Annotated in this window: 20 protein-coding genes; 7 read left to right on the top strand and 13 right to left on the bottom strand. The window is 75.3% G+C overall.

Going from position 1 to position 21,875, the window contains the following annotated elements; genetic code table 11:
* Positions 1–225: 225 nt before the first annotated feature.
* From ABD160_RS17785 to ABD160_RS17770, 4 genes are all read right to left on the bottom strand, one after another.
* Entirely contained in the window at positions 226–741 is a 516-nt protein-coding gene (locus tag ABD160_RS17785; protein WP_344023835.1) for a sigma-70 family RNA polymerase sigma factor, read from the bottom strand.
* A gap of 87 nt (positions 742–828) precedes the next feature.
* Positions 829–2,622, bottom strand: coding sequence for a protein kinase family protein (locus ABD160_RS17780; RefSeq protein ID WP_344023833.1), 1,794 nt, complete (start codon positions 2,620–2,622; stop codon positions 829–831).
* Positions 2,623–2,811: 189 nt separating this feature from the next.
* A complete protein-coding gene (locus ABD160_RS17775) occupies positions 2,812–5,136 on the bottom strand; it encodes a DUF6049 family protein (RefSeq protein ID WP_344023831.1) in 2,325 nt (774 codons plus the stop codon).
* Positions 5,133–5,627, bottom strand: coding sequence for an NUDIX hydrolase (locus ABD160_RS17770; RefSeq protein WP_344023829.1), 495 nt, complete (start codon positions 5,625–5,627; stop codon positions 5,133–5,135). The genes ABD160_RS17775 and ABD160_RS17770 overlap by 4 nt, the downstream gene beginning before the upstream one ends.
* A gap of 290 nt (positions 5,628–5,917) precedes the next feature.
* Between ABD160_RS17770 and ABD160_RS17765 the strand changes: the two genes are divergently transcribed.
* From ABD160_RS17765 to ABD160_RS17755, 3 genes are all read left to right on the top strand, one after another.
* On the top strand, positions 5,918–7,318 hold the full coding sequence (locus tag ABD160_RS17765) for a CCA tRNA nucleotidyltransferase (RefSeq protein WP_344024358.1): 1,401 nt from the start codon (positions 5,918–5,920) through the stop codon (positions 7,316–7,318).
* A gap of 221 nt (positions 7,319–7,539) precedes the next feature.
* Positions 7,540–8,136 (top strand): YqgE/AlgH family protein, encoded by a 597-nt coding sequence (locus ABD160_RS17760; protein ID WP_344023827.1) that lies wholly within the window; start codon positions 7,540–7,542, stop codon positions 8,134–8,136.
* Positions 8,137–8,174: 38 nt separating this feature from the next.
* Positions 8,175–9,083 (top strand): nucleotide disphospho-sugar-binding domain-containing protein, encoded by a 909-nt coding sequence (locus ABD160_RS17755; RefSeq protein WP_344023825.1) that lies wholly within the window; start codon positions 8,175–8,177, stop codon positions 9,081–9,083.
* 18 nt (positions 9,084–9,101) lie between these two features.
* Here ABD160_RS17755 and ABD160_RS17750 read toward each other — a convergent pair whose 3' ends face one another.
* Entirely contained in the window at positions 9,102–9,578 is a 477-nt protein-coding gene (locus ABD160_RS17750) for an SdpI family protein (protein ID WP_344023823.1), read from the bottom strand.
* Between the two features lie 256 nt (positions 9,579–9,834).
* On the opposite strand from ABD160_RS17750, the gene leuS reads away from it, so the two are divergent.
* Positions 9,835–12,723 carry a leucine--tRNA ligase gene (gene leuS / locus ABD160_RS17745; protein WP_344023821.1) on the top strand — a complete coding sequence of 963 codons (2,889 nt, stop codon included), beginning with the start codon at positions 9,835–9,837 and terminating at the stop codon, positions 12,721–12,723.
* 58 nt (positions 12,724–12,781) lie between these two features.
* Positions 12,782–13,540: a hypothetical protein gene (locus ABD160_RS17740; RefSeq protein WP_344023820.1), complete on the top strand. Its 759-nt coding sequence runs from the start codon at positions 12,782–12,784 to the stop codon at positions 13,538–13,540.
* 34 nt (positions 13,541–13,574) lie between these two features.
* Here the strand turns inward: ABD160_RS17740 and ABD160_RS17735 are convergent, their stop codons facing one another.
* Genes ABD160_RS17735 through ABD160_RS17720 form a run of 4 tightly spaced genes read right to left on the bottom strand, consistent with a single transcriptional unit; the run spans position 13,575 to position 16,224 of the window.
* Complete coding sequence (locus ABD160_RS17735; protein WP_344023818.1) at positions 13,575–14,048, bottom strand: HEPN domain-containing protein; 474 nt, start codon at positions 14,046–14,048, stop codon at positions 13,575–13,577.
* Positions 14,045–14,803 (bottom strand): UPF0158 family protein, encoded by a 759-nt coding sequence (locus tag ABD160_RS17730; RefSeq protein WP_344023816.1) that lies wholly within the window; start codon positions 14,801–14,803, stop codon positions 14,045–14,047. Before ABD160_RS17730 ends, ABD160_RS17735 begins: the two co-directional genes overlap by 4 nt.
* Before the next feature lie 20 nt (positions 14,804–14,823).
* Positions 14,824–15,261: a DUF1707 SHOCT-like domain-containing protein gene (locus ABD160_RS17725; protein ID WP_344023814.1), complete on the bottom strand. Its 438-nt coding sequence runs from the start codon at positions 15,259–15,261 to the stop codon at positions 14,824–14,826.
* Positions 15,262–15,282: 21 nt separating this feature from the next.
* The gene (locus ABD160_RS17720; protein WP_344023812.1) at positions 15,283–16,224 is read right to left on the bottom strand and encodes a DMT family transporter; all 942 of its coding nucleotides are present in this window, start codon (positions 16,222–16,224) and stop codon (positions 15,283–15,285) included.
* Between the two features lie 81 nt (positions 16,225–16,305).
* Between ABD160_RS17720 and ABD160_RS17715 the strand changes: the two genes are divergently transcribed.
* A complete protein-coding gene (locus ABD160_RS17715; protein WP_344023810.1) occupies positions 16,306–17,220 on the top strand; it encodes a LysR family transcriptional regulator in 915 nt (304 codons plus the stop codon).
* Here the strand turns inward: ABD160_RS17715 and ABD160_RS17710 are convergent.
* The 4 genes from ABD160_RS17710 to ABD160_RS17695 form a co-directional block, all read right to left on the bottom strand.
* Positions 17,189–17,908 carry an SDR family oxidoreductase gene (locus tag ABD160_RS17710; protein ID WP_344023808.1) on the bottom strand — a complete coding sequence of 240 codons (720 nt, stop codon included), beginning with the start codon at positions 17,906–17,908 and terminating at the stop codon, positions 17,189–17,191. The two genes, ABD160_RS17715 and ABD160_RS17710, sit on opposite strands and share 32 nt — an antisense overlap.
* A gap of 52 nt (positions 17,909–17,960) precedes the next feature.
* Positions 17,961–18,569: a C40 family peptidase gene (locus tag ABD160_RS17705; RefSeq protein ID WP_344023806.1), complete on the bottom strand. Its 609-nt coding sequence runs from the start codon at positions 18,567–18,569 to the stop codon at positions 17,961–17,963.
* A 358-nt stretch (positions 18,570–18,927) separates the two neighbouring features.
* Complete coding sequence (locus ABD160_RS17700) at positions 18,928–20,007, bottom strand: inositol-3-phosphate synthase (RefSeq protein WP_344023804.1); 1,080 nt, start codon at positions 20,005–20,007, stop codon at positions 18,928–18,930.
* Position 20,008: 1 nt separating this feature from the next.
* Complete coding sequence (locus tag ABD160_RS17695) at positions 20,009–20,647, bottom strand: PadR family transcriptional regulator (protein WP_344023802.1); 639 nt, start codon at positions 20,645–20,647, stop codon at positions 20,009–20,011.
* A 198-nt stretch (positions 20,648–20,845) separates the two neighbouring features.
* Here ABD160_RS17695 and ABD160_RS17690 point away from each other — a divergent pair, with 198 nt between their 5' ends.
* Entirely contained in the window at positions 20,846–21,241 is a 396-nt protein-coding gene (locus ABD160_RS17690) for a DUF5318 family protein (protein ID WP_344023800.1), read from the top strand.
* Positions 21,242–21,875: the final 634 nt, after the last annotated feature.

Below are 21,875 nucleotides of genomic sequence, written 5' to 3'. Positions count from 1 at the left end.
GCGGGGTGCGGGTGCCGCCGGTGAGCTCGTCGTGCAGCCGCCCGCGGATCCGGCCGGCGACGTCGTCGGGCATCGGGACCGGCCCGAGGGCCGCCACGAGCCGCACCCGCACCGCAACGTTATCGTCGATGTGACATTCAGCAGGTGGATCCGGGTGCTCGTCGGTCCGACGAGAACTCTCCGACTGATTCGTGTCAGTGTGGCGATAAGGCTCTCCGGGCGTGCTCATCGGTCCTCCTCGTGCAGGCACCCGAGCTCCGCGGCCAAGCGGGCCCTGGCCCGCGCGCAGCGGCTCTTCACCGTTCCGTCCGCGACGCCGGAGATCTCCGCGACCTCGGCGACCGGGTAGCCGAGGCCGTCCACCAGCACCACCGCCACCCGCTGCTCGACGGGCAGCACGGCGAGCGCGTCGTCGACCGTCAGCCGGGTCACCAGCGGCCCGGCCGGGTCCCGGACGACGGCCGCGCCGGCATCGTCGGCGTCCCGGCGCCGGGCCCGGGCCCGGATGCGGTCGATGCAGCCGTTCACCAGGATCCGGTGCAGCCAGGTCCCAGGGGCGGCCTCACCCCGGAAGTGCGACGAGCGGAGCGCGGCCAGGAACGCCTCCTGGACCGCGTCCTCGGCGTCGGCCCGATCGCCGAGGATGCGCAGCGCGACCGACCAGAGCCGGTCGGCGTGCGCCCGGAACACCTCGTCCAGGTCGGGCGCGGCGGGCCGCGGGGACCGGTCGACGGTGGGCACCGGCGCACGGTAGGTCCGGTGCGGGTCCGGCCACCGGCGTCCGGCCGGTACCGTTCGCGGCTGCGAACGGCGGGCTGCCGGGGTGGGCTACTGGACGGCCCGCTCGAAGGAGATCTCGCCGATCTCGCTCTGGTTGCCGGGGCCGAGGCCGGTGATCCACAGGAGGACGTGGCCGGTCGGCTCGGCGGCGTCCAGCGGGACGACCGTCTCGCCCTGCTCCAGGGTCACGGTGCGGACGAGATCGGTCTGCCCGAGCGTGGCGTCCGCGGTGGGCGCCGTGCGCACCTCCACGACGGTGCCCGCGCTCGCCGAGTCGATCGTCAGCCGGCTCACCGGCTCCGGCGAGCCGAACGACGCCATGATCCCGATCCCGGGCTTGAGCGCCGGGAACTGCTGGAAGTACCGGCTGGTGCTCCAGGTGGTCGACGGGTCGCCGTCGACCACCCGGTCGACGGTGGCGGCGTTGTCCCCGTCCCCGGCCGGGTCGAAGACCTGGACCGACACGTCCTGCACCGGGGCGGCGACCGCGGCCGGAGCCTGGCCCTGCTGGACCGGCGCCGTCGCGGCCGGCGGGATGACGACCGGCGGGGTGCTGGAGCCGCCGAACAGCGCGCCCACCTGGATGCCCAGGTAGCCGAGCACGATGAGCACGCCGATCGCCAGCACGGCCAGGCCGACCCGCAGGTTCCGGCGGCGCTGCGGATCGTTGCGGGTGTCGGGGAGCCGATCGGAGTCCTGCCAGACGTCGTCCGGATCGGACGGGGCGCCGTCGTGCACCGGCGGGAAGAACGCCTGGTCCGCGTGCTCGGCGACGACGTCGGCCAGCATCCGGTGCATCGCGGCCGCGGTGTGCACCCGGCCGAGACCGCCCTCGCCCGCCTGGCCGAGCGCGCCCATGCACAGCGTGTCCAGCTCCAGCGGGACGCCCGGGCGCAGCTGCGCCGGCGAGCGCAGCCGGCCGGTCGGGGTCCGGTCCGCGGCGACCAGCCCGGCCCGGGCGGCGTCGGCGACCGAGAGCGGCCAGCGGCGGGTCAGCAGCGTGTACAGCAGCCCGCCCAGCCCGCGCACGTCGTCGGCGGCCGACACCGACGGGCGGGGCAGCAGGAAGGCGAGGATCGCGCGGCCGTCCGGCGTGATCCGGATCCGCTGCGGGTGGTCGCAGCCGAGCACCAGGCCCTGCTGGTGGGCCTCGGTCGCGGCGGCGGCGAGCGTCTCGACGGCCTTCGCCGCCCGCTGCGCCCGGACCGGCCCGTCGGCGACGGTCTCGGCGAGCGACCTGCCCGGCACCCACTCGGCGACGGCCGCGCCAAGCACGTCGGCCGGGAGGCCGTGCGTGCCGGGGGCCAGCACGTCCAGCAGCCGCGCGCTGCCGGGGTGCTCGAAACAGCCCGACCGCAGCGCGCGGACGATCATCTCGCCGGCCCGGGCCGAGCCCTCCGGATCGTCCGAACGGTCGTCGGCGGGCAGCCTGCGGAGCAGGGTGACGGCGACCGGACGGCGCAGCACGGTGTCCTCGGCGCGCCAGAACTCGGCGCCGGCCGAGGGATCGGAGCCGGTCCGCTGGCGGAGCACGTAGCGGTCGGTGAGCGGGGAGCCCGCCGCGGTGCCGACGGCGTCCCGCGCCGCGGGGATCCGCTCGGTGGCCCGGGTCTGCGCGGGCACCCGGGCGGTCGCCCCGCCGTCGGCGGCCGGGGACTGCTCACGGCCGTCGTGGGTGGTGGCGGTGGCCGGATCGACGGCACCGGCCGGGTCCAGCGAGGGGTGCGTGCCCGCCGCGTCGGCCTGGGGGTTCGGGTGAAGTTCCGTACGGGCAGCGCGCTCGTCGATCTGCCCGTTCAACGGCTTCGCCTCCCCCTGGCGCGCTGATGTCTCGTCGGGCATCAGCCTACGTCACCCCGTCCCTTCCGGACGAGTCGAGGACCGCCTTCGCGACCCGCTCGAACAGTCATCGGCCGGGGGTCCGGACAGGTTCGCCGCACAGCCGACGGTATTCGGCGAACTGTCGTTTTCATGCGACGAACGGTCGTCCTGGATCCGTGGATGACCCGTTGCGGGTGAGTAGGCCGCCGTTCAGCGCGGCGGTGCCCGGTCCGCGGCGGGGGGTGCGGCGGCCTCGCCGCCGGCGTCGCTGGGCGCCGCCGCCCGGGGGCCCGCAGCACCGTCCGGCCCGCCGTCCGGGCGGTCGTCGGGGCCGCTGTCCGGGCCGCCTGCCGGGCCGCCCCCCGAGGCGTCGCCGGAGCCGCTGCCGGCGCGCACCCGGCGGACGATCCGGCGCACCACCAGCACCACCAGCAACGCGCCGGCGATCCCGGTCAGCCAGACGGTGACGGTGCCGTAGACGGTCGACCGGACCCGGAGCCGGGTGTCCGGCCCGAGCTCCGCGCCGTCCGGGGTGCGCAGGCCCGCGTCCACCCCGAACTGGCCGGACCGCGTCACCTGCGCGCTCACCCGGACCTGCACCCGGCCCAGCGGCGGGACCGCCTGCACCGGGATCGGGGCCACCCGCAGGCCGGTGGTGCTGGACAGCACCACCCGGACGTTCATCGTGACCGGCAGCCCGTTGGCCACCGTGATCAGCAGCGGCGCGTCGCTGGTGCCGAGCGAGTACGGGCTCGGCGGCTGCACGACCCGCACCGACGCCCGGATCTGCTCGATCCGCCCGGCCACGATCGCGGCCTCCCGCTCGGCCCGGGCCGGGTCCGCCCGCCACCACGACGACGCCGCCCGCAGCGTCCCGCGGACCAGCGGATCGAACACCTCGGCCGGGCTCGCGCCGACCCCGGTCCGGGCCTCCGCGGCGCCGCGCAGTCCCTCGATCGACCGGACCTGGTCGGCCACCGTGTCGATCACCGGGCCGGGGATCTCCGCCCCGCCGGCCTGCACCGGGTAGAACAGCCGGGCCGGTTCGGCGGCCGGATCGGCCTGGGCCGCGACGCCGGGCAGCCCGGCCGCGGCGAGCCTGCCGTCCTGGATCAGGGCGGTCAGCGCCGACAGGATCCCGGCGGCGGCCTCCCGGCCGGCGGCCCAGCCGTGCGGCGGGGCGACGAGCAGCGAACCGGCCGGGCCATCCGGGCCGGCCGTGCCGCCGGTGCCCGCCCGGAACGCCAGCGCCCCGGCCAGCTCCTGGCCGGCCAGTCCCCCGGCGCCACCGTCCTGCAGCTCGACGACGGCCGGGCCGGTCGCGGCCTGGGCGAGCAACGGATCGGCCAGCACGGCCCGGTCCCCACCGGCGGGACCGTCGTTGAGCCGGACCACCCCGGACGTCTGCCCGGAGGACACGCCGTCCGACGACAGCAGGAACCGGGTGCCGCCGCCGAGCGCCTCCAGGGTCGGCTCGTCCAGCACGCCGTCGGCGGGCCACACGACGTCGCTCAGGACGGTGGTGCCCAGCAGCTCGGCGAGCGCGGCCCGGCCCTGTTCGAGGGTGGTGCGGGCCAGCTCCGCCTGGCCGGCTCGGACCAGCGCGACCAGGTCGGCGTCGGACGGGGGAAGGGCCAGCACGCAGGACCCGGCCGCCGCACCCCGGAGCGCCTCGAGCCACTCGGCCGCGGCCGCGGCGCCCCGCCCGGGGGCGGTCTCGCCGCCCGGCCCGACGGTCACCTCGTAGCCGCCGCTCATCGCCGCCGCCGTCGCCACCAGCTCGGGATCGATCGCCAGACAGAGCGCGGTGCGGACCGGCGAGCCGGGTGGCGCGCCGTCGGACAGCGCGTCGACCAGGCCGTACAGCCGCCCGCCGGGAGCCATCGAGGTCGCCAGGTCGTCGTCGGTGAGCACCGGGACCTGCCCCGGCACCGGCGGGATCCGCCGGGGGGCGTCGGTGATCGGGTACAGCATCGACACCGGGGTCGCCGAGGTGCCCGGGTCGGCCGGCGCGCCGGGCAGCGACGAGACCGGCAGCACGCTGCGGATCCCGGCGATCCGGGACGGGGTGCCGTTCACCGTGCCGTTGAGGTTCACCAGCAGCGGGTAGGTGCCCGGGCCCGGCAGCGCGAGCGAGTCCGCCCGGTCACCGGTCAGCCGGACCGAGTAGCGGAACGGGACGGAGCCGCCGGGGGCGACCGGCCCCAGCTCGGTGAACGCCGGCGTCGCGTCGTCCACCGGGGCCTCCCCGGCGAACGCCGCGCGCAGCGCCGGCTCGCCGCCGACCGCGGGTCCGCGCTGCACCCGCAGCGAGAGGTCGTCCACCGGATCCGGTCCGGTGTTGGTCACCGAACCGGTGACGACGAGCTCCGGCGGCCCGGCCGAGGTGACGACCCGGGGCGACATCGCGTCGACCTCCAGCCGGACCGGTGCCACGTCCGGCTGCTCCTGGGCCCGCGCCGGGGCGGGGAGTGCCACCGACCCGGACAGGAGGGCGGCGAGCAGGATCGCGACCAGGGCCGCGACCCGGCTCACGCGGTCTCCTCCAGGAGGTTGGCCGCGTGCCGGATCAACCGGCGTTCGTCGGCGTAGGCGAGCCGGCCCTCCAGCTCGCCGAGCGGCACCCAGGCCACCTCGGAGACCTCGACGTCCTCGTCGGAGAGCTCGCCGCCCAGCGCGCGCATCAGGTAGTGGTGCACGGTCTTGTGCACGCGGCGGTCTTCGGCCACGAACCAGAAGTCGATGGTGCCCAGGGGTGCCAGCACCTCACCGATGATGCCGGTCTCCTCCTGCACCTCGCGCACGGCCGCCTGTTCCGCGGTCTCACCGGCCTCGATGTGCCCCTTGGGCAGCGACCACAGCAGCCGGCCGCGCCGGTCCAGCCGGCCGATCAGCGCCGCGGCGCCCGAGCGCGGATCGACGACGAGGCCACCCGCGGACGTCTCGTCCACCGTGCGCAGGCGGCGGCGCCGGTCGGACGAGCGTCCCGCGCGACGCCCCCCGGAGCGGCCGCGGGAGGTGGACATGTGGCGATGGTAACGAGACGGTGGCATCTCGGTGGGTCGACGAGCCGTCACCGATCGGGCTCGCGGCGGTCGGGTGCCCGTTGATCTGCGGGCCCGCCGTCCCGCCCGGACCCGTACCCGCGGGCCCCGCCCGGGCGCGTTGCCTACACTGGCCGGTCGTGTCCACGCCGTCCGTCACCTCGCGTCCCGTGACCTCCGCCCAGAACCCGCGCCCGGCTGCCCGGGGCGGTCGGGAGTCCGGCCCCGGGCCGGACCCGGAGGGGCTGAAGCGCTCGCAGGAGGACGCCGTGATGCAGATGCTCGACGTGCCGGCCGTCGCCGACGAGCTGGCGGCCCGGTTCGCCGAGCGCGGGCACCGGATCTACCTGGTCGGGGGCAGCGTCCGGGACGCGCTGCTGCGCGGCACCGGGGTGTCGGACCGGGACTCCGGCGATCTGGACTTCACCACCGACGCCCGGCCGGAACAGATCCTGGAGGCCGTCCGCGGCTGGGCCGACGCGGTCTGGGACACCGGGATCGCGTTCGGCACCGTCGGGCTGCGCCGCCGCGATCAGGTGATCGAGGTGACGACGTTCCGCGCCGACACCTACGACGGCAGGTCCCGCAATCCCGAGGTCCGCTTCGGCGACGACATCGAGGGCGACCTGGTCCGGCGGGACTTCACGGTCAACGCGATGGCCGTCGAGCTCGGGGAGCGCCGGTTCGTCGACCCGCACGGCGGGTTCGCCGCGCTCGCCCAGGGCGTCCTCGACACACCGGACCTCCCCGAGCGCTCCTTCGCCGACGATCCGCTGCGGATGCTGCGGGCCGCCCGGTTCGTGTCCCAGCTCGGCTTCACCCCGGCCGACCGGGTGACCGCGGCGATGACCGCGATGGCCGACGAGCTGTCCCGGATCACCGCCGAGCGGGTGCAGGCCGAGTTCTCCAAGCTGGTCCTCGGCGCGCACCCGCGGCGCGGGATCGAGCTGCTCTGCGACACCGGGCTGGCGCAGCACGTCGTCCCCGAGGTGCCGGCGATGCAGCTGGAGACCGACGAGCACATGCAGCACAAGGACGTCTACACGCACTCGCTGGTCGTCATGGAGCAGGCGATCGAGCGGGAGACCGACGGCCCGGACCTGACGCTGCGGCTGGCGGCGCTGCTGCACGACATCGGCAAGCCGGCCACCCGGCGCAAGGAGCCGGACGGCCGGGTCAGCTTCCACCACCACGAGGTGGTCGGCGCCAAGATGACCCGCAAGCGGCTGCGCGCGCTGAAGTACCCGAAGGCACTGATCGACGACGTCTCCCAGCTCGTGTACCTGCACCTGCGGTTCCACGGCTACGGCAAGGGCGAGTGGAGCGACTCGGCGGTCCGCCGGTACGTGACCGACGCCGGCCCGCTGCTGGACCGGCTGCACCAGCTGGTCCGGTCCGACTGCACCACCCGCAACCGGCGGCGGGCGGCGGCGCTGCAGCGCAACTACGACGGGCTGGAGCGGCGGATCGCCGAGCTGCGCAAGCAGGAGGAGCTCGACGCGATCCGGCCGGACCTCGACGGCAACCAGATCATGCGGCTGCTCGGCATCCCGCCGGGCCCGGCGGTCGGTCGCGCCTACCAGCACCTGCTCGCGCTGCGGATGGAGCAGGGCCCGCTCGGGCCGGACGAGGCCGAGGCGGCGCTGCGGGCCTGGGCGGCCGAGAACCTCTGAGCTGTACGTACGTCATATACGATTGTCTATGACGTACGTACGGAGCGTGCCCGGTCCGGGTGACCCCGTTCAGACGTCCGTACACACGATCGTCCGCGCCGGGTGCCGAGCGCCCCGGACGACCCGCCCGGGACCGCCCGGTCCGGCGTCCATCGGTCGGGTGGCGCTACTGCACACGGGTGCCGAAAGCGGACCCCCGGGGCGGGTGCGAAACTGACGCCGTGCGGGAACACCGCGCCACCCGAGGCGCCGCCCTTCCCCCGGTCACACCGGGCAGCCTGCTCGTCGCCGCCCCCGGTCTGGGTGATCCGAACTTCGCCCGGACGGTCGTCTACATGATCGAGCACCGTCCGCACGGCAGTCTCGGCGTCGTGCTCAACCGGCCCGGCCGGTCCGCCGTGCGCGACGTGCTCCCCAAATGGGCCGGGGTGACCAGCGATCCCGGCTCGATGTTCGTCGGCGGGCCGGTGGAGGCGCAGACCGCGCTCTGCCTCGCCGCGCTGCGCACCGGGCAGTCGACCCGCGGGCTGAGCGGCCTGATGCCGGTCCGGCCCCCGGTGCAGCTGGTCGATCTCGACTCCGATCCGGCCCCGCTCGCACCCCGGCTGCGCGGGCTGCGGATCTTCGCCGGCTACTCGGGCTGGGACGGCGGGCAGCTGCACGGGGAGATCGCCCGCGGCGACTGGTTCGTCGTGCCGGGGCTCCCGGACGACCTGCTGACGACCTCGCACGACCGGCTGTGGGAGCGGGTGCTGCGCCGGCAGGGGATCCCGCTCGCGCTGCTCGCCACCTTCCCGGCGGACCCCGCGCAGAACTGATCCGGGGCGGACGCACCGGCGGAGCTACCCGGCCGCCGATGGCCACCGTGTCGCACTACGTGCCGCTCGGCGCCGGGCACGTCAACCCGACGCTCGGGATCGTCGCCGAGCTGGTCCGCCGCGGCCACCGGGTGACCAGCTTCGTCCCGGAGCGGTTCGCCGCGCTGCCGGCCGCCACCGGCGCCCGGGTCGTGCCGGTGCCCTCGACGTGGGAGGCCCACGGCCTCGCCGATCCGCCGCAGATGCACGGCAGGCACCTGGTCCGCGATGGGGTACCTGCTCGACGAGACCCGCATGCTCGTCCCGCTGCTCGCCCGGCACCCGGCCCCGGATCTGGTGCTGCACGACGGACCCCTGGCGATCTGGGGACGGGTGCCGGCGCACCGCCGGGCGGTGCCGTCGGTGGAGGTCTGGCCGAACCTGGTCAGCAACCGGCACTGGTCGATGAACCGCTACACCCGGCTGAACCCGCTCGCCCCACGGTTTCTCGCCACAATGATGAGATATGGCTCCTACCTGCGCAGGGAGGGAATCCGGGACGTCCGGGGGTTCTTCGAGGGCAGCGCCGCGGCCCAGCGGCTGGTCACCCTGCCCCGGGCGTTCCAGTACGCCGGGGAGACCTTCGAGGGATTCCGGTTCGTCGGCCCGGTGCTCGGCGACCGCGCGGCCGAGACCGGCTGGACCCCGCCGCCGGGGTCCCGCTGGTGGCGCTGCCGCAGATGGCCGAGCAGCGGGCGAACGCCGACCGGATCGCCGAGCTCGGGCTCGGCGTCACCCTCGACCCGGCCACCCTCACCCCGGACCGGCTGTGGTCGGCGGTGCAGCAGGTCAGCACCGATCCCGCGGTGCGCGAGCGGCTGAGCTGGATGGCCGGTGAGATCGCCGCGGCCGGTGGCGCACCGGCCGCCGCCGACGAGATCGAGCGGGCGCTCCCGCCGACGGGCTGATCCGGGTTCCCGCCGGGATCAGCGGCCGGTGCCCGCGCTGCGCTCCCCGGCCCGCCGGTCGGACTCCGCCGGACCGCCGCAGCCGGCCACCAGGTCGCAGCCGGTGCAGACACCGGCGCAGGACGGCGCGGGGGCCTGCTCGGCGATCGCGATCTCCGCGGCCCGGGCCCCGAACGAGCCGCCGAGGCCGGCCATGACGACCACCCCGGCCAGCGCGATGACGGCCAGCACCCACGGGGCCGCGCCACCCCGGTCGGTGAGCAGCAGCGCGGTCCCGCCGACCAGCCCGATCAGGCCGGCCGCGCCCAGCGGGCGCGCGGCGACCCGGTTGGCGAGGGCGAACGCGTCCGCGGTGCGCAGGCTGCTCGGCGTGCGGACACCGACGAACCTGTTGCGGGGCAGCCTGCCGCTCGCACCGAGCACGGCGAGCACGACGAGCACCGCTCCGGCCAGCAGGAGCAGGACGGCGAGGACCAGGCGCAGCGTGGTGGGCACGTGACCAGGGTAGAACCCGGCGCAGCGGGCCCGCCCGCCCCGGCTACCCTGGTCACATGTGCGCGGCCCGACGTCGGCTGCCCCACCGGCAGCACCGACTTCCCGGCGCCGCGCCGGGCTGAGGTCGGCAGCGAGACCGCCGTCACGACACGCCGGCGCGGCGACGACCCCTCCTGCACCGGGTGCGGAGGGGTCGCAGCGTGTTCCGGGCCCCGGGCACGGGCCGTCACGACATGTTTCCCGAGGTGAAGCGGACATGACCACCGAGACCAGCGCGGCACCGGCGACCGGTGACCGAACCGACCGTCCGGCCTTCCGGTACGACGCCGAGATGGCCGCCCGGATCGAGCGCAAGTGGCAGGACTTCTGGGAGGCCGAGCAGACCTTCCACGCCCCGGGCCCCGGCGAGCCGGGCTCGGAGAAGCCGAAGTTCTACCTGATGGACATGTTCCCGTACCCGTCCGGCTCCGGCCTGCACGTCGGGCACCCGCTCGGCTTCATCGGCACCGACGTGCTGGGCCGCTACCTGCGGATGACCGGGCACAACGTGCTGCACCCGATGGGGTTCGACGCGTTCGGGCTGCCCGCCGAGCAGTACGCCGTGCAGACCGGGACGCACCCGCGCGCCACCACCGAGGCGAACATCGCCCGGTACCGGCAGCAGCTGCGCCAGCTGGGCCTGGGGCACGACCCGCGCCGGTCGGTCTCGACCACCGACATCCCGTTCTACCGCTGGACGCAGTGGATCTTCCGGGAGATCTTCGAGGCCTGGTACGACACCGACGCGGACCGGGCCCGCCCGATCGCCGAGCTGCGCGCGTCCTTCGAGAGCGGTGAGCGGCCCACCCCGGACGGCCGGCCGTGGACCGGGCTGTCCGAGGGCGAGCGCCGCCGGCTGATCGACTCGCACCGGCTGGCCTACATCTCCGAGGCGCCGGTCAACTGGTGCCCGGGGCTGGGCACCGTGCTGGCGAACGAGGAGGTCACCGCCGACGGCCGCTCCGAGCGCGGCAACTTCCCGGTGTTCCGGCGCAACCTCAGGCAGTGGATGATGCGGATCACCGCCTACTCCGACCGGCTGATCGCCGACCTGGACCGGGTCGACTGGCCGGAGTCGGTCAAGGCGATGCAGCGCAACTGGATCGGCCGGTCCGAGGGCGCACGGGTCACGTTCGGCGTGTGCGACGCCGACGCCGGCATCGAGGTCTTCACCACCCGGCCGGACACGCTGTTCGGGGCCACCTACATGGTGCTGGCGCCGGAGCACCCGCTGGTCGGCGAGATCACCCCCGCGGCCTGGCCCGCCGGGACCGACGAGCGGTGGACCGGCGGCGCGGCGACCCCGGCGGAGGCGGTCGCGGCCTACCGGGCCGAGGCGGCCCGCAAGTCCGAGCTGGACCGCCAGGAGAACCGGGACAAGACCGGCGTCTTCACCGGCGCGTACGCCGTCAACCCGGTGAACGGGGCCGAGATCCCGGTCTTCGTCGCCGACTACGTGCTGATGGGCTACGGCACCGGCGCGATCATGGCGGTGCCCGCGCAGGACCAGCGGGACTGGGACTTCGCGACCGCGTTCGGCCTGCCGATCGTGCGCACCGTGGACCCGGGCGCCGACTGGTCGGGCGAGGCGTTCACCGGCGACGGGCCCGCGGTCAACTCGGCGAACGACGAGATCAGCCTGAACGGCCTGGGCGTCGCCGACGCCAAGCGGGCGATCATCGACTGGCTGGCGGCCAAGGGCTCCGGCGAGGGCGTCGTGCAGTACAAGCTGCGGGACTGGCTGTTCTCCCGGCAGCGCTACTGGGGTGAGCCGTTCCCGATCGTGTGGGACGAGCACGGCCCGATCTCGCTGCCCGCCGACCAGCTGCCGGTCGAGCTGCCCGACGTCGACGACTACGCGCCGAAGACCTACGCCGCGGACGACGCGGACAGCGAGCCGGAGCCGCCGCTGTCCCGGGCCGCGGAGTGGGTGAACGTCGAGCTGGACCTGGGCGCCGCCGGTGGCGACCAGGGCCCGAGGGCGTACCGGCGCGAGACGAACACGATGCCGCAGTGGGCCGGTTCCTGCTGGTACTACCTGCGCTACCTGGACCCGGAGAACTCCGAGCGGTTCGTCTCGCCGGAGGCCGAGCGGTACTGGCTGGGCACCGACCCGTCCGAGGCGCAGCCGGGCACCGAGGACCCGGGCGGCGTCGACCTGTACGTCGGCGGCGTCGAGCACGCGGTGCTGCACCTGCTGTACTCCCGGTTCTGGCACAAGGTGCTGTTCGACCTGGGCCACGTGTCCAGTGAGGAGCCGTTCCGCAGGCTGTTCAACCAGGGCTACATCCAGGCCTGGGCCTACACCGACGCCCGCGGCACCTACGTGCCGGCCGAGGAGATCGTCGAGGAGGCGGGCCCGGACGGCACGCCGCGTTTCACGTGGAACGGCGAGCCCGTCACCCGGGAGTACGGGAAGATGGGCAAGTCGCTGAAGAACGTCGTGACGCCGGACGAGATGTGCGACCGCTACGGCGCGGACACCTTCCGGCTCTACGAGATGTACACCGGCCCGATGGACGCCTCCCGGCCCTGGTCGACCCGCGACGTCGTCGGCCCGCAGCGGTTCCTGCAGCGGGTGTGGCGCAACCTGGTCGACGAGCAGACCGGCGAGGTCACCGTCGTCGACGCCGAGCCCGGCGAGGACGTGCTGCGCGCGCTGCACAAGGCGATCGCCGGCGTCCGCGAGGACGTCCCGGCGCTGCACTACAACACCGCAGCCGCGAAGCTGATCGAGCTGAACAACGTGCTGACCAAGCGGGCCGCGCCGGTCGAGCGGCCGGTCGCCGAGGCGCTGGTGCTGATGCTGGCGCCGCTGGCCCCGCACATCGCCGAGGAGCTGTGGCAGAAGCTGGGGCACGACGGCTCGCTGGCCTACGCGCCGTTCCCGCAGGCCGACGAGCGGTACCTGGTCGACGACACCGTCGAGTACCCGATCCAGGTCAACGGCAAGGTGCGGTCCCGGATCACGGTCCCGGCCGACGCCGGGCAGGACGAGATCCGCGCGGCGGCGCTGGCCGACGAGAAGATCGTCGCGGCGCTGGCCGGTGCGGAGCCGCGCAAGGTGATCGTGGTGCCGGGCCGCCTGGTCAACGTCGTCCGCTGAAGCCGGCGCCCGGAACGCGGCGGGCATCTCGTGCGTTGACCCGGGTGGGAGGTCCGATATGACCGGAGCATTGCTCACACTGATCGTCGCGCTGGCGGCGGTCGCCGCCGTGGTCTGGCTGGTCCGCAGGCATCAGGCGGACCAGGCCGCGCAGCTCGACGACGCGAAGGCCGAGGCCCGCCGCTGGGTCGAGCGGCTCGGCGGCCAGGTGCTGTCGCTGACCGGGACCGACGAGCCGTCCCGGCAGGCGCTCGCCGACGCCGCGGAGCGCTACACCGCGGCCGGGTCGCAGATGGAGCAGGCGCGGACCGTGCCCCAGACCCGCCAGGTCACCGAGACCGCGTACGAGGGCCTGTACTACGTGCGCGCCGCCCGGACCGCGATGGGGATGGACCCCGGCCCCGAGCTGCCGCCGCTCCCGGGCCAGGCGCGGGCCGGTGCGGTCACCGAGGAGCGCGAGGTCGAGGTCGAGGGGCGCACGCTGGGCGCGTCGCCGCAGCCGACCGACCGCAACAACCACTACTACCCCGGTGGGACGGTGGCCGGGCGCCCGGTGCCGCGCGGCTGGTACTCCGAGCCGTGGTGGAAGCCCGCGCTGATCGGCGGGGCGTGGGGCGTCGGATCGGCGCTGCTGTTCACCTCGCTGTTCAGCGGGATGGCCGGTGCCGACCAGGCCGCCTACGCCGGAGCCGACGGCATGGACGGCGGCGGCATGGACGGCGCGGACGGCGGCTTCGACGATCCCGGCGGGTTCGACGGCGGGGACGGCGGCGGCATGTTCGACGGCGGCGGCGACTTCGGCGGCGACTTCTTCTGACGTCCGGTCCGGACCCGGTGCGGTCCGGGCCCGGTCAGGAGTCGGCGGCCCGCGCCGGACGGGCCCGGCGGACCGGCCGCGCCGGCCGCCGGGTGGTGCCGCTGCTCGGGTCCGGCGGGCTGCTGAGCGAGGGCTCCGCGAGCCAGGCCGCGACCGCGTCGATCACGAACGCGGCGTCGGCCAGCGCGGCGTCCGCCTCGGCGGCCGGGGCCGGCACGTCGGAGTGGTCGGCCAGGCCGCGCCGGTTGTACAGCGAGCGGAGCAGCCGCCCGGCCCGCGGGTCGAGCGAGCGCTCCCGGACCACCCGGCGGACGAACGCGCTGACCACGTCGGAGTGCTCGGCCCGGGTCTCCCCCAGCACGAGCAGCGCCGTCTCGGCGGCCCGGAACGCGGCGTGGAACGAGCGCGACACCGCCGCGTCGGCGTAGCCGTGCCCGGCGAGCAGCCGGGCGCCCGCGAGCTCGGTGCGGGCCCTGGCGATCCCGGGACGGTGCCGGCCGGTGCTCATCGCACGCGCACCGCCTCGGCGCGGGCCCGGATCACCGTCGGATCGTCCGGCCGGGCGAGCTCGCGCTGACCGACCGGCAGCGCGCTGATGGTGAGCCCGCTGCGCTGGGTGTGCCGCCACAGCACCTCGTCCACCGAGGCGAGCTCCTGCCACGGGTCGACCGGGGCCTGCTCGTCGTCGAGCACCAGGAGCAGGTCGATCGCGGACTCCACCGATCCCTCGCCGCTGGCCCACGAGCCGAACAGCAGCACCTGCCGCAGTCGCGGACCGTAGTGCGCGACGAGATCGTCGGCGACGGCCGCGGGCACGTCCTCGTTCGACGGGTCGGGATCGGGATGGCGGGCCCGGACGCGTTCGGCGTCGGCCTCGGAGATCAGCCCGGCGGTGGCCAGCCAGTCGACGGCGCGGCGCCGGGAGCGGGCGTCCCGGAAGCGGTACCACTGGTCGCGGACCTCGGGGAACTCGAACAGCGTGTTCTTGAACCGGCGGAACGCGCCCCGCCCGTCGATCGCCCGGTCCAGCAGCGCGCCGGCCCGCCGGTGCTGCACGCCCGCGGTGAAGTCGGACATGTCCCGGTACGACTCGCGGCTGGTCACCGGCTCGATCAGCACCCGGTCGCCGGCCGGCGGGGGGTCCCCCGCGGGGTGCGCCGCGACCGCCCCGGTGTCCGGGTCGAGGTACCACCGGACGTCGGGCGACCGGTCGTCGAGCGCGTCGGCCAGCGCAGCCAGGTCGACGCGGCCGGGATCGAGCATGCCAGGACTCTAGTCCCGGGTCAGTCGTCGTCGCGCCAGAACAGCTGCGCGACCAGCACCGCGCCCCAGATGCCGATCGGGAACATCGGCCAGAAGAAGTTCAGCTGGCCGGACGCGATCGAGGTGATCCCCCAGATCGTGGTGAGCAGCACCGCGACCCCGGCCCACGACCGCCACTCCTTGGCGTACTCGCGGATCTGGTCGGCCCGTTCGGCCTCCGCCCGCTCCGCGCGCACCGCGGGCAGGTCCTTGCGGCGCACCCGGGGCAGGTCGGCCTCGAGCGCCACGAGATCGGCGCGCACCGTCGCCGCGTAGGCCGCGCGCAGCCGCTCGTCGTACTCGGTGAGCGACAGCCTGCCCTCGTCGTGGGCGAGCTTGAGGCGCTCGGCCGTCTCCTGTCGCTCGGCGTCGGACACCCGGATCAGGGCCCTGCCGTCGTCCCCCTGCTCGTCCCCCATACCGGCGAGGGTAGACCGGAATCAGCCGGTGGGGATCGGTCGTCCGACCGATCCGGTGGGGATCGGGCGGCCGCGCCGGGTCGCGACGGCGACACCGGCCAGGCACAGCGCACCACCGGCCAGTGCCAGCGGGGCCGGGATCTCGCCGAGCAGGCCCCAGGACAGCAGCACCACGATCGGCGGGACCGCGTAGGTGGCCGCCGCGAGCCGGCCGGCGCTCGTCCTGGACAGGGCGTAGCCCCAGGTCAGGAACGCGATCGCGGTCGGGAACACGCCGAGGTACACGGTCCCGGCGAGTGCCCCGGCCGGTGCGGTGGCGAGCTCGCCGAGCAGGGCGGGGAGGAACGGCAGCAGTGCCACGGTGCCGGCGAGCGCGCCGAGCCAGGTGACGGTCAGCGCGTCGATCCGGGCGAGCAGCCGCTTCTGCGCGACCGCGGCGCCGGCGTAGACCAGTGCCGCGACCAGCCCGAGGAGCACCCCGGCGACGTCGGTCCCGCCGGCCGAGGTGGTCGCCGCGATCAGCGCGACGCCGCCGAACGCGACCGCCATCCCGATCAGCAGCCGGACCGGGAAGCCCTCGCCGAGGAGCAGCCCGGCGAGCACCGCGACGACCACCGGTGCGACGTTCACCAGCAGCGCGGTGGTGCCGGCGTCCAGGTGCCGCTCGGCCGCGTTGAGGGCCAGGTTGTAGAGCCCGAACCAGGCGGCGCCCCAGAGCGCGACCGCACCGAGCAGTCCCGGCGCCGGCCGGGGCACCGGCCGGCCGCGCCGGGTGTGCACGGCCAGCACGATCGCCGTCAGCGTCGCCGAGCCGACCAGCATCCGGCCCAGCGCCAGCGCGCCCGGCGACAGGTCGTGGCCGACCGCCCGGATCCCGACGAACGCCGAGGCCCAGAGCACGACGGTGACAGCGGCGGCGGCGAGCGGGAGCAGCGCCCGGTACCGGGCGGGGAACGGCGTCATGTGCTCAGCCTGCTCCCGCGAACCATTAAGTACCAGCGACTGTTCCTACCGATGGATTCAGTAGCGCTGTACGATCGGCCGATGCTCGACACGCACCGCCTGCGGGTGTTCCGGTCCGTCGTCGCGAGCGGATCGGTCCAGGCGGCCGCCGCGAACCTGGGCTACACGCCGTCGGCGGTCAGCCAGCACGTCACCGCGCTGCAGCGGGAGACCGGGCTCGCCCTGTTCGAACGGGCCGGGCGTGGCCTGCGGGTGACGGCGGCCGGCACCGTGCTGGCCGAGCAGGCCGATGCGATCCTGGCCCGGCTCGGCGAGGCCGAGACCGTCGTGGCCGACCTGCGGGCCGGCCGGACCGGCACGCTGTCGCTGTCCTACTTCGCCTCCGTCGGCGCCGCCTGGCTGCCCGGCGTGGTGCACCGGCTGACCGCCGACTTCCCGGGCGTGCGTCTGGACCTGGCGCTGCGCGAGTCGCTGCCGGACGATCCGGCGCAGTGCTCGGACGTGCAGATCGCGGTCGAGCGGCCGGACTTCCGGGGCCGGCCCGGGTTCGGCGTGGTGCACCTGCTCGACGATCCGTACGTCGTCGTCCTCCCGGACGGCCATCCGCTGGCCGCCCGGTCCGAGATCGAGCTGGCCGAGCTCGCCGGCGAGCGCTGGGTGGACAACGACTTCGCCCGCGGCTGGTGCCGGCGCAATCTCGTCGAGGCCTGCTCGGCCGCCGGGTTCCGGCCGCCGTTCCACGTCGAGGCGCACGACTACCCGACGGCGCTGGCCTTCGTCGGGGCCGGGATCGGGATCACCGTGCTCCCCGAGCTCGGGGCGGTGCGGCTCCCGGCCGGGACCCGGGCGGTCCCGGTCGTCCGGCCGGTGCCGGTGCGCACGATCCTGGCGGTGGTGCGCGAGGCCGTCGCGAGCACCCCGCCGGTCGTCGCCGCGCTCGCCGAGCTCCGCACGGTCGCGGCGCTCACCCCTGCGGCCGCACCACGATCTCGGTGAGGTGCGCGTCCCGGCTCGCGGTCAGCGCCGCGAGCACGGCGGCCGCGACCGACTCCGGGCGCAGGAAGCGCGATCCGTCGTACTCGCCGCCCTCGTGCGCGACGACCGCCCGCTGCATCGCGGTGTCCACCCGGCCGGGATGCACCGAGGTGACCCGGATGCCGCGGGCCGACTCCTCGGCGCGCAGCGCGTCGCCGAACGCGCGCAGCGCGAACTTGCTGGCCGCGTAGGACACCCAGCCGGGCCTGGCGGTGAAGCCCGCGCCGGAGTTCACCAGCACGACGTCGGCCCCGCCGGCCGCACCGGCCGCGCGCAGCGCCGGCAGCAGCAGCCGGGTGGCCTCGGCGACGGCGACCACGTTCACGTCGAACTGCCTGCGCCAGGCCTGCGCCGGGGTCTCCTCGACGGTCCCGAGCTCGCCGGTGCCCGCGGAGTGCACCAGCGCGTCGAGCCGGTCGATCCCGGCCAGCGCGCCGGCCAGCGCCGCGTCGTCGGTGAGCTCGACGGCGAGGGTGCGGACGCCGACCGGGCCGGCCGCGGTGAGCTCGTCGGCGACCGCGGCCAGCCGCTCCTCGTCGCGCCCGCCCAGGATCAGGTCGTAGCGCGGCGCGAGCTGCCGGGCGACGGCGGCGCCGATGCCCTGGGAGGCACCGGTGATCAGGGCGAGCGGGCGGTGCGAAGCGGTCATGCGCCGGAACCTACGGCGCGCTGCCGGGTCCGCGCGCGGCGGACCCCGCGGCTCAGATCCGGCGCGCCGAGTTGAACGGCATCCGGTCCATGTCGTCGATCTTCACCGGCTTGCCGCTGGTCGAGGCGTGCACGATCTGGCCGCCGCCGATGTAGATGCCGACGTGGCTGACCGGGCTGTAGAAGAACACCAGGTCACCGGGCTGCAGCTCGGAGCGGCTGACCGGGGTGCCCGCGGTCGCCTGGGCGCGGCTGGTGCGCGGCACGTCCTTGCCGGCGGCGGAGAACGCGTAGGACACCAGGCCGGAGCAGTCGAAGGCGCTCGGGCCGGTGGCGCCCCAGCTGTAGGGCTTGCCGATCTGGGCCATCGCGGTGGACAGCGCGGTCTGGCGCGCGGCGACGGCCTGGCCGGCCTGTGCGGCCGCGTCGGTGGCGGCGGCGACGTTCTGCGCGGCCGGGTTGCCCGCGGTGGTGAGCGAGACGGGCAGCACGTTCGTGGCGGGCACGACGTCGTGGGTGACCGTCGCGGTGCCGAGTTCGGGAGTGGTGTCCGGGGCCGGGGCCGCGGTGGCGGCGGGAAGCACGGACAGGGCTGCGGCCGCGGCGGCGGTGGTGGCCACGACGGCGACGCGGAGCGCCGGAGCGGTGGGACGCTGGGGCACGGTGTTTCCTCGGGGGTAGCACCGCCGGCGAGCCGTGGGGGCGGGGTGCGCAGGCCCGGGGGGAGTGCGTGGTGCGGCGCTGGGTACGCCGTGTCCGGTGGCCGTGCAGCCCGCCCGCGTCGTCGTCCGGCGGAGACCCTGCGCCCTGCACCCCGGTTGGGCACAGGTCGCGCAAGGCCGAAGGCGACATTACGAACAGATATCGCCCGGATAAATGACCCAGCACACAATAACGGGATGACTGCGCTCACGGACAATTTCGAGAAGATTCCAGATCGGAGACTTCCTGTTCCGGAAACGGCATCGGCCCGGCGGTGACCTGGGTGGTCGCCGCCGGGCCGATGCCCGGAGAAATCGATCAGCTGTCGATCTCGCCCCGGATGAACGACTCCACCTTGTCCCGCGCGACGGAGTCCCGGTACTGCTCCGGCGGGGACTTCATGAAGTAGCTCGACGCGGACAGCAGCGGTCCGCCGATGCCGCGGTCCTTCGCGATCTTGGCCGCACGGACGGCGTCGATGATGATCCCGGCCGAGTTCGGGGAGTCCCAGACCTCGAGCTTGTACTCCAGGTTCAGCGGGACGTCGCCGAACGCCCGGCCCTCCAGCCGGACGTAGGCCCACTTGCGGTCGTCCAGCCAGGCGACGTAGTCGGACGGGCCGATGTGCACGTTGCCCCGGCCCATGTCCCGGTCCACCTGGGAGGTCACCGCCTGGGTCTTGGAGACCTTCTTGGACTCCAGCCGGTCCAGCTCCTTCATGTTCAGGAAGTCCATGTTCCCGCCCACGTTGAGCTGCATGGTGCGGTCGAGCTGCACCCCGCGGTCCTCGAACAGCGTCGCCAGCACCCGGTGCGTGATGGTCGCGCCGACCTGGGACTTGATGTCGTCGCCGACGATCGGCACGCCCGCGGCGCGGAACTTCTCCGCCCACACCGGATCCGACGCGATGAACACCGGCAGCGCGTTGACGAACGCGACGCCCGCGTCCAGCGCGGCCTGGGCGTAGTGCCGGTCCGCCTCCTCGCTGCCCACCGGCAGGTAGGAGACCAGCACGTCGGCGCCCGCGTCGCGCAGCGCCTGCGCGACGTCGACCGGCTCGTCGTCGGACTCGGTGATCGTCTCCCGGTAGAAGCGGCCGAGGCCGTCCAGGGTCGGGCCGCGCTGCACGGCCACCCCGAGCGGCGGCACGTCCGCGATCTTGATGGTGTTGTTCTCGCTGGCCGAGATGGCGTCGGCGAGGTCGTGGCCGACCTTCTTGGCGTCGACGTCGAACGCGGCCACGAACGTCACGTCCCGGACGTGGTAGCCGCCGAAGTCGACGTGCATCAGGCCGGGGACCTGGGTCGACGGGTCGGCGTCCGCGTAGTAGTGGACACCCTGGACCAGCGACGCCGCGCAGTTACCCACGCCGACGACCGCGACCCGAACCTGGCTCATGTCAGGCTCCTCCTGTTGTCTCGTCCTGTCGTTCCCCGCCGGACCCGGGTCCGGCGTCCGTTCCGGCGCCGTCGCCGGGGATGGTCTCGTGCGGCTGTTCGGCGTTCTCGGCCGCGATCAGCTCGTTCAGCCAGCGCACCTCGCGCTCGGAGCTCTCCAGCCCGAGGCGGTGCAGCTCGCGGGTGTAGCGGTCGATCTGCTCGCCGGTCCGGCCGAGCGCGGCGCGCAGGCCGTCCCGGCGCTCCTCCACCGCCCGGCGCCTGCCCTCCAGGATCCGCAGTCGCGTGTCGGCCGGCGTCCGCGAGAAGAACGCCAGGTGCACGCCGAAGCTGCCGTCCTCCCACGCCTGCGGTCCGGCGTCGTCGAGCAGCTCGCCGAACCGTTCCTTGCCCTCTGCGGTGATCCGGTACACGCGGCGGCCGCGCCGGGACCAGCCGGCCCCGACCGCACGCTCGACGTCGGCGGGATCCGGCCCGGTCTCGGCGATCAGTCCGGCCCGCAGCAGCCTGCGCAGTGCCGGGTAGAGCGAGCCGTAGGAGAATGCCCGCAGACCACCCAGCCGACGGCCGAGCTGCTTGCGCAGCTCGTAGCCGTGCAGCGGTCCTTCCTGGAGCAACCCGAGAACGGCGAACTCCAGCACCGCACGCCCCCCTCGCTGCCGCGCGATCCCGGACGGACCGCGGCCCGACCATATCGGCCCGATACATCGGTTCGCTCGTCGAATGATCGTCGTCACAACCACCACCGATCCGGACGAGTGCCCCGACCAGGCACGGAACGGGCCACCGGCACGGGGCGGGCGGTCGGCGCGGATCACGGTCGCGCGTACCCTGGTCGAGTGCTCAGCCCGCGACAGGTGGTGGACTACGCCCTGCAGCGCCGCGCGCTGCTGGCCGACGTCCGTGCCGGTCGGGTCGATCCCGAGGAGGTGTGCGACGCCGGTGCCTACCTGCAGCGCGCTGCCCGCTTCCACGGCCGGACCGTCGACGAGACCTGCCCGGTCTGCCGCCGGGACCAGCTCAGCCAGGTGTCCTGGGTGTTCGGCGAGGCACTGCGGCACATCTCCGGTTCGGCCCGCTCCACCGAGGACCTGGAGCAGCTCGCGGCGCACCACCGCGAGTTCACCGTGCACGTGGTCGAGGTCTGCCGGACCTGCCGGTGGAACCACCTGGTCCGCTCGTTCGTCCTCGGCACCGGCCGTCCGCGCGGCGGCCGCCGGACGGCGGGTGGCTGAGCCCGTGTCGCCCCGCCCGTCGCCCCACCCGCCGACCCGGCCGCCGGCCCGTCCGCCGAGCCAGGTGCACGCGCAGGCCCACCTGCCGGCCCGCCCGCCGATCACGGACCGCGCGCCGGAGCCCACCGGGCCCGCCGCGGCGCGGGTCCGGCCACCGACCACCGCCGTCCCGGGCACCCCCGACCCGGCGACCGGCGGACCAGCGAGACCGCACCCCACGGAGCCGCCCGGTGAACGACGAGCGTGACCCCCGACGCACCCCGCCACCCGGACCGCCGCCTCCCCCCGGCCGCCCGCTCCCCCCGCCGGCTCCCCGCCCCGGCGCCGGGCCCCGCCGGCCCGGTCCGCCGGCCCCGCCACCGGCCGGACCGCCACCCGGACCGCCCCCCGGCCGTCCGGGCCCGAACCCGCGCCCGGGGCCGCCCGGCTCGCCCCCGCCCGTCCCGCAGGGGGGCAGGCCCCGGCCGCTCCCCCAGCCGCCGCCACCGCTGCTGACCCACGAGGACTCCGGCATCGGCAACTTCGGCGCGGTCGCCTACGGCGCCCAGCAGGCCCCGCCGTCCCCGCCGCAGCGGCCCGGCCCGCCCCGTGGCGGTGCTCCCGCGCCGACCGCGGCGGCACCGGGTCGCCACCG

It is taken from the genome of Pseudonocardia kongjuensis (assembly GCF_039526905.1).
Lineage (GTDB): Bacteria > Actinomycetota > Actinomycetes > Mycobacteriales > Pseudonocardiaceae > Pseudonocardia > Pseudonocardia kongjuensis.
Note: the sequence above shows the minus strand (reverse complement) of the source record. Positions and strands in the feature narration are given on the sequence as shown.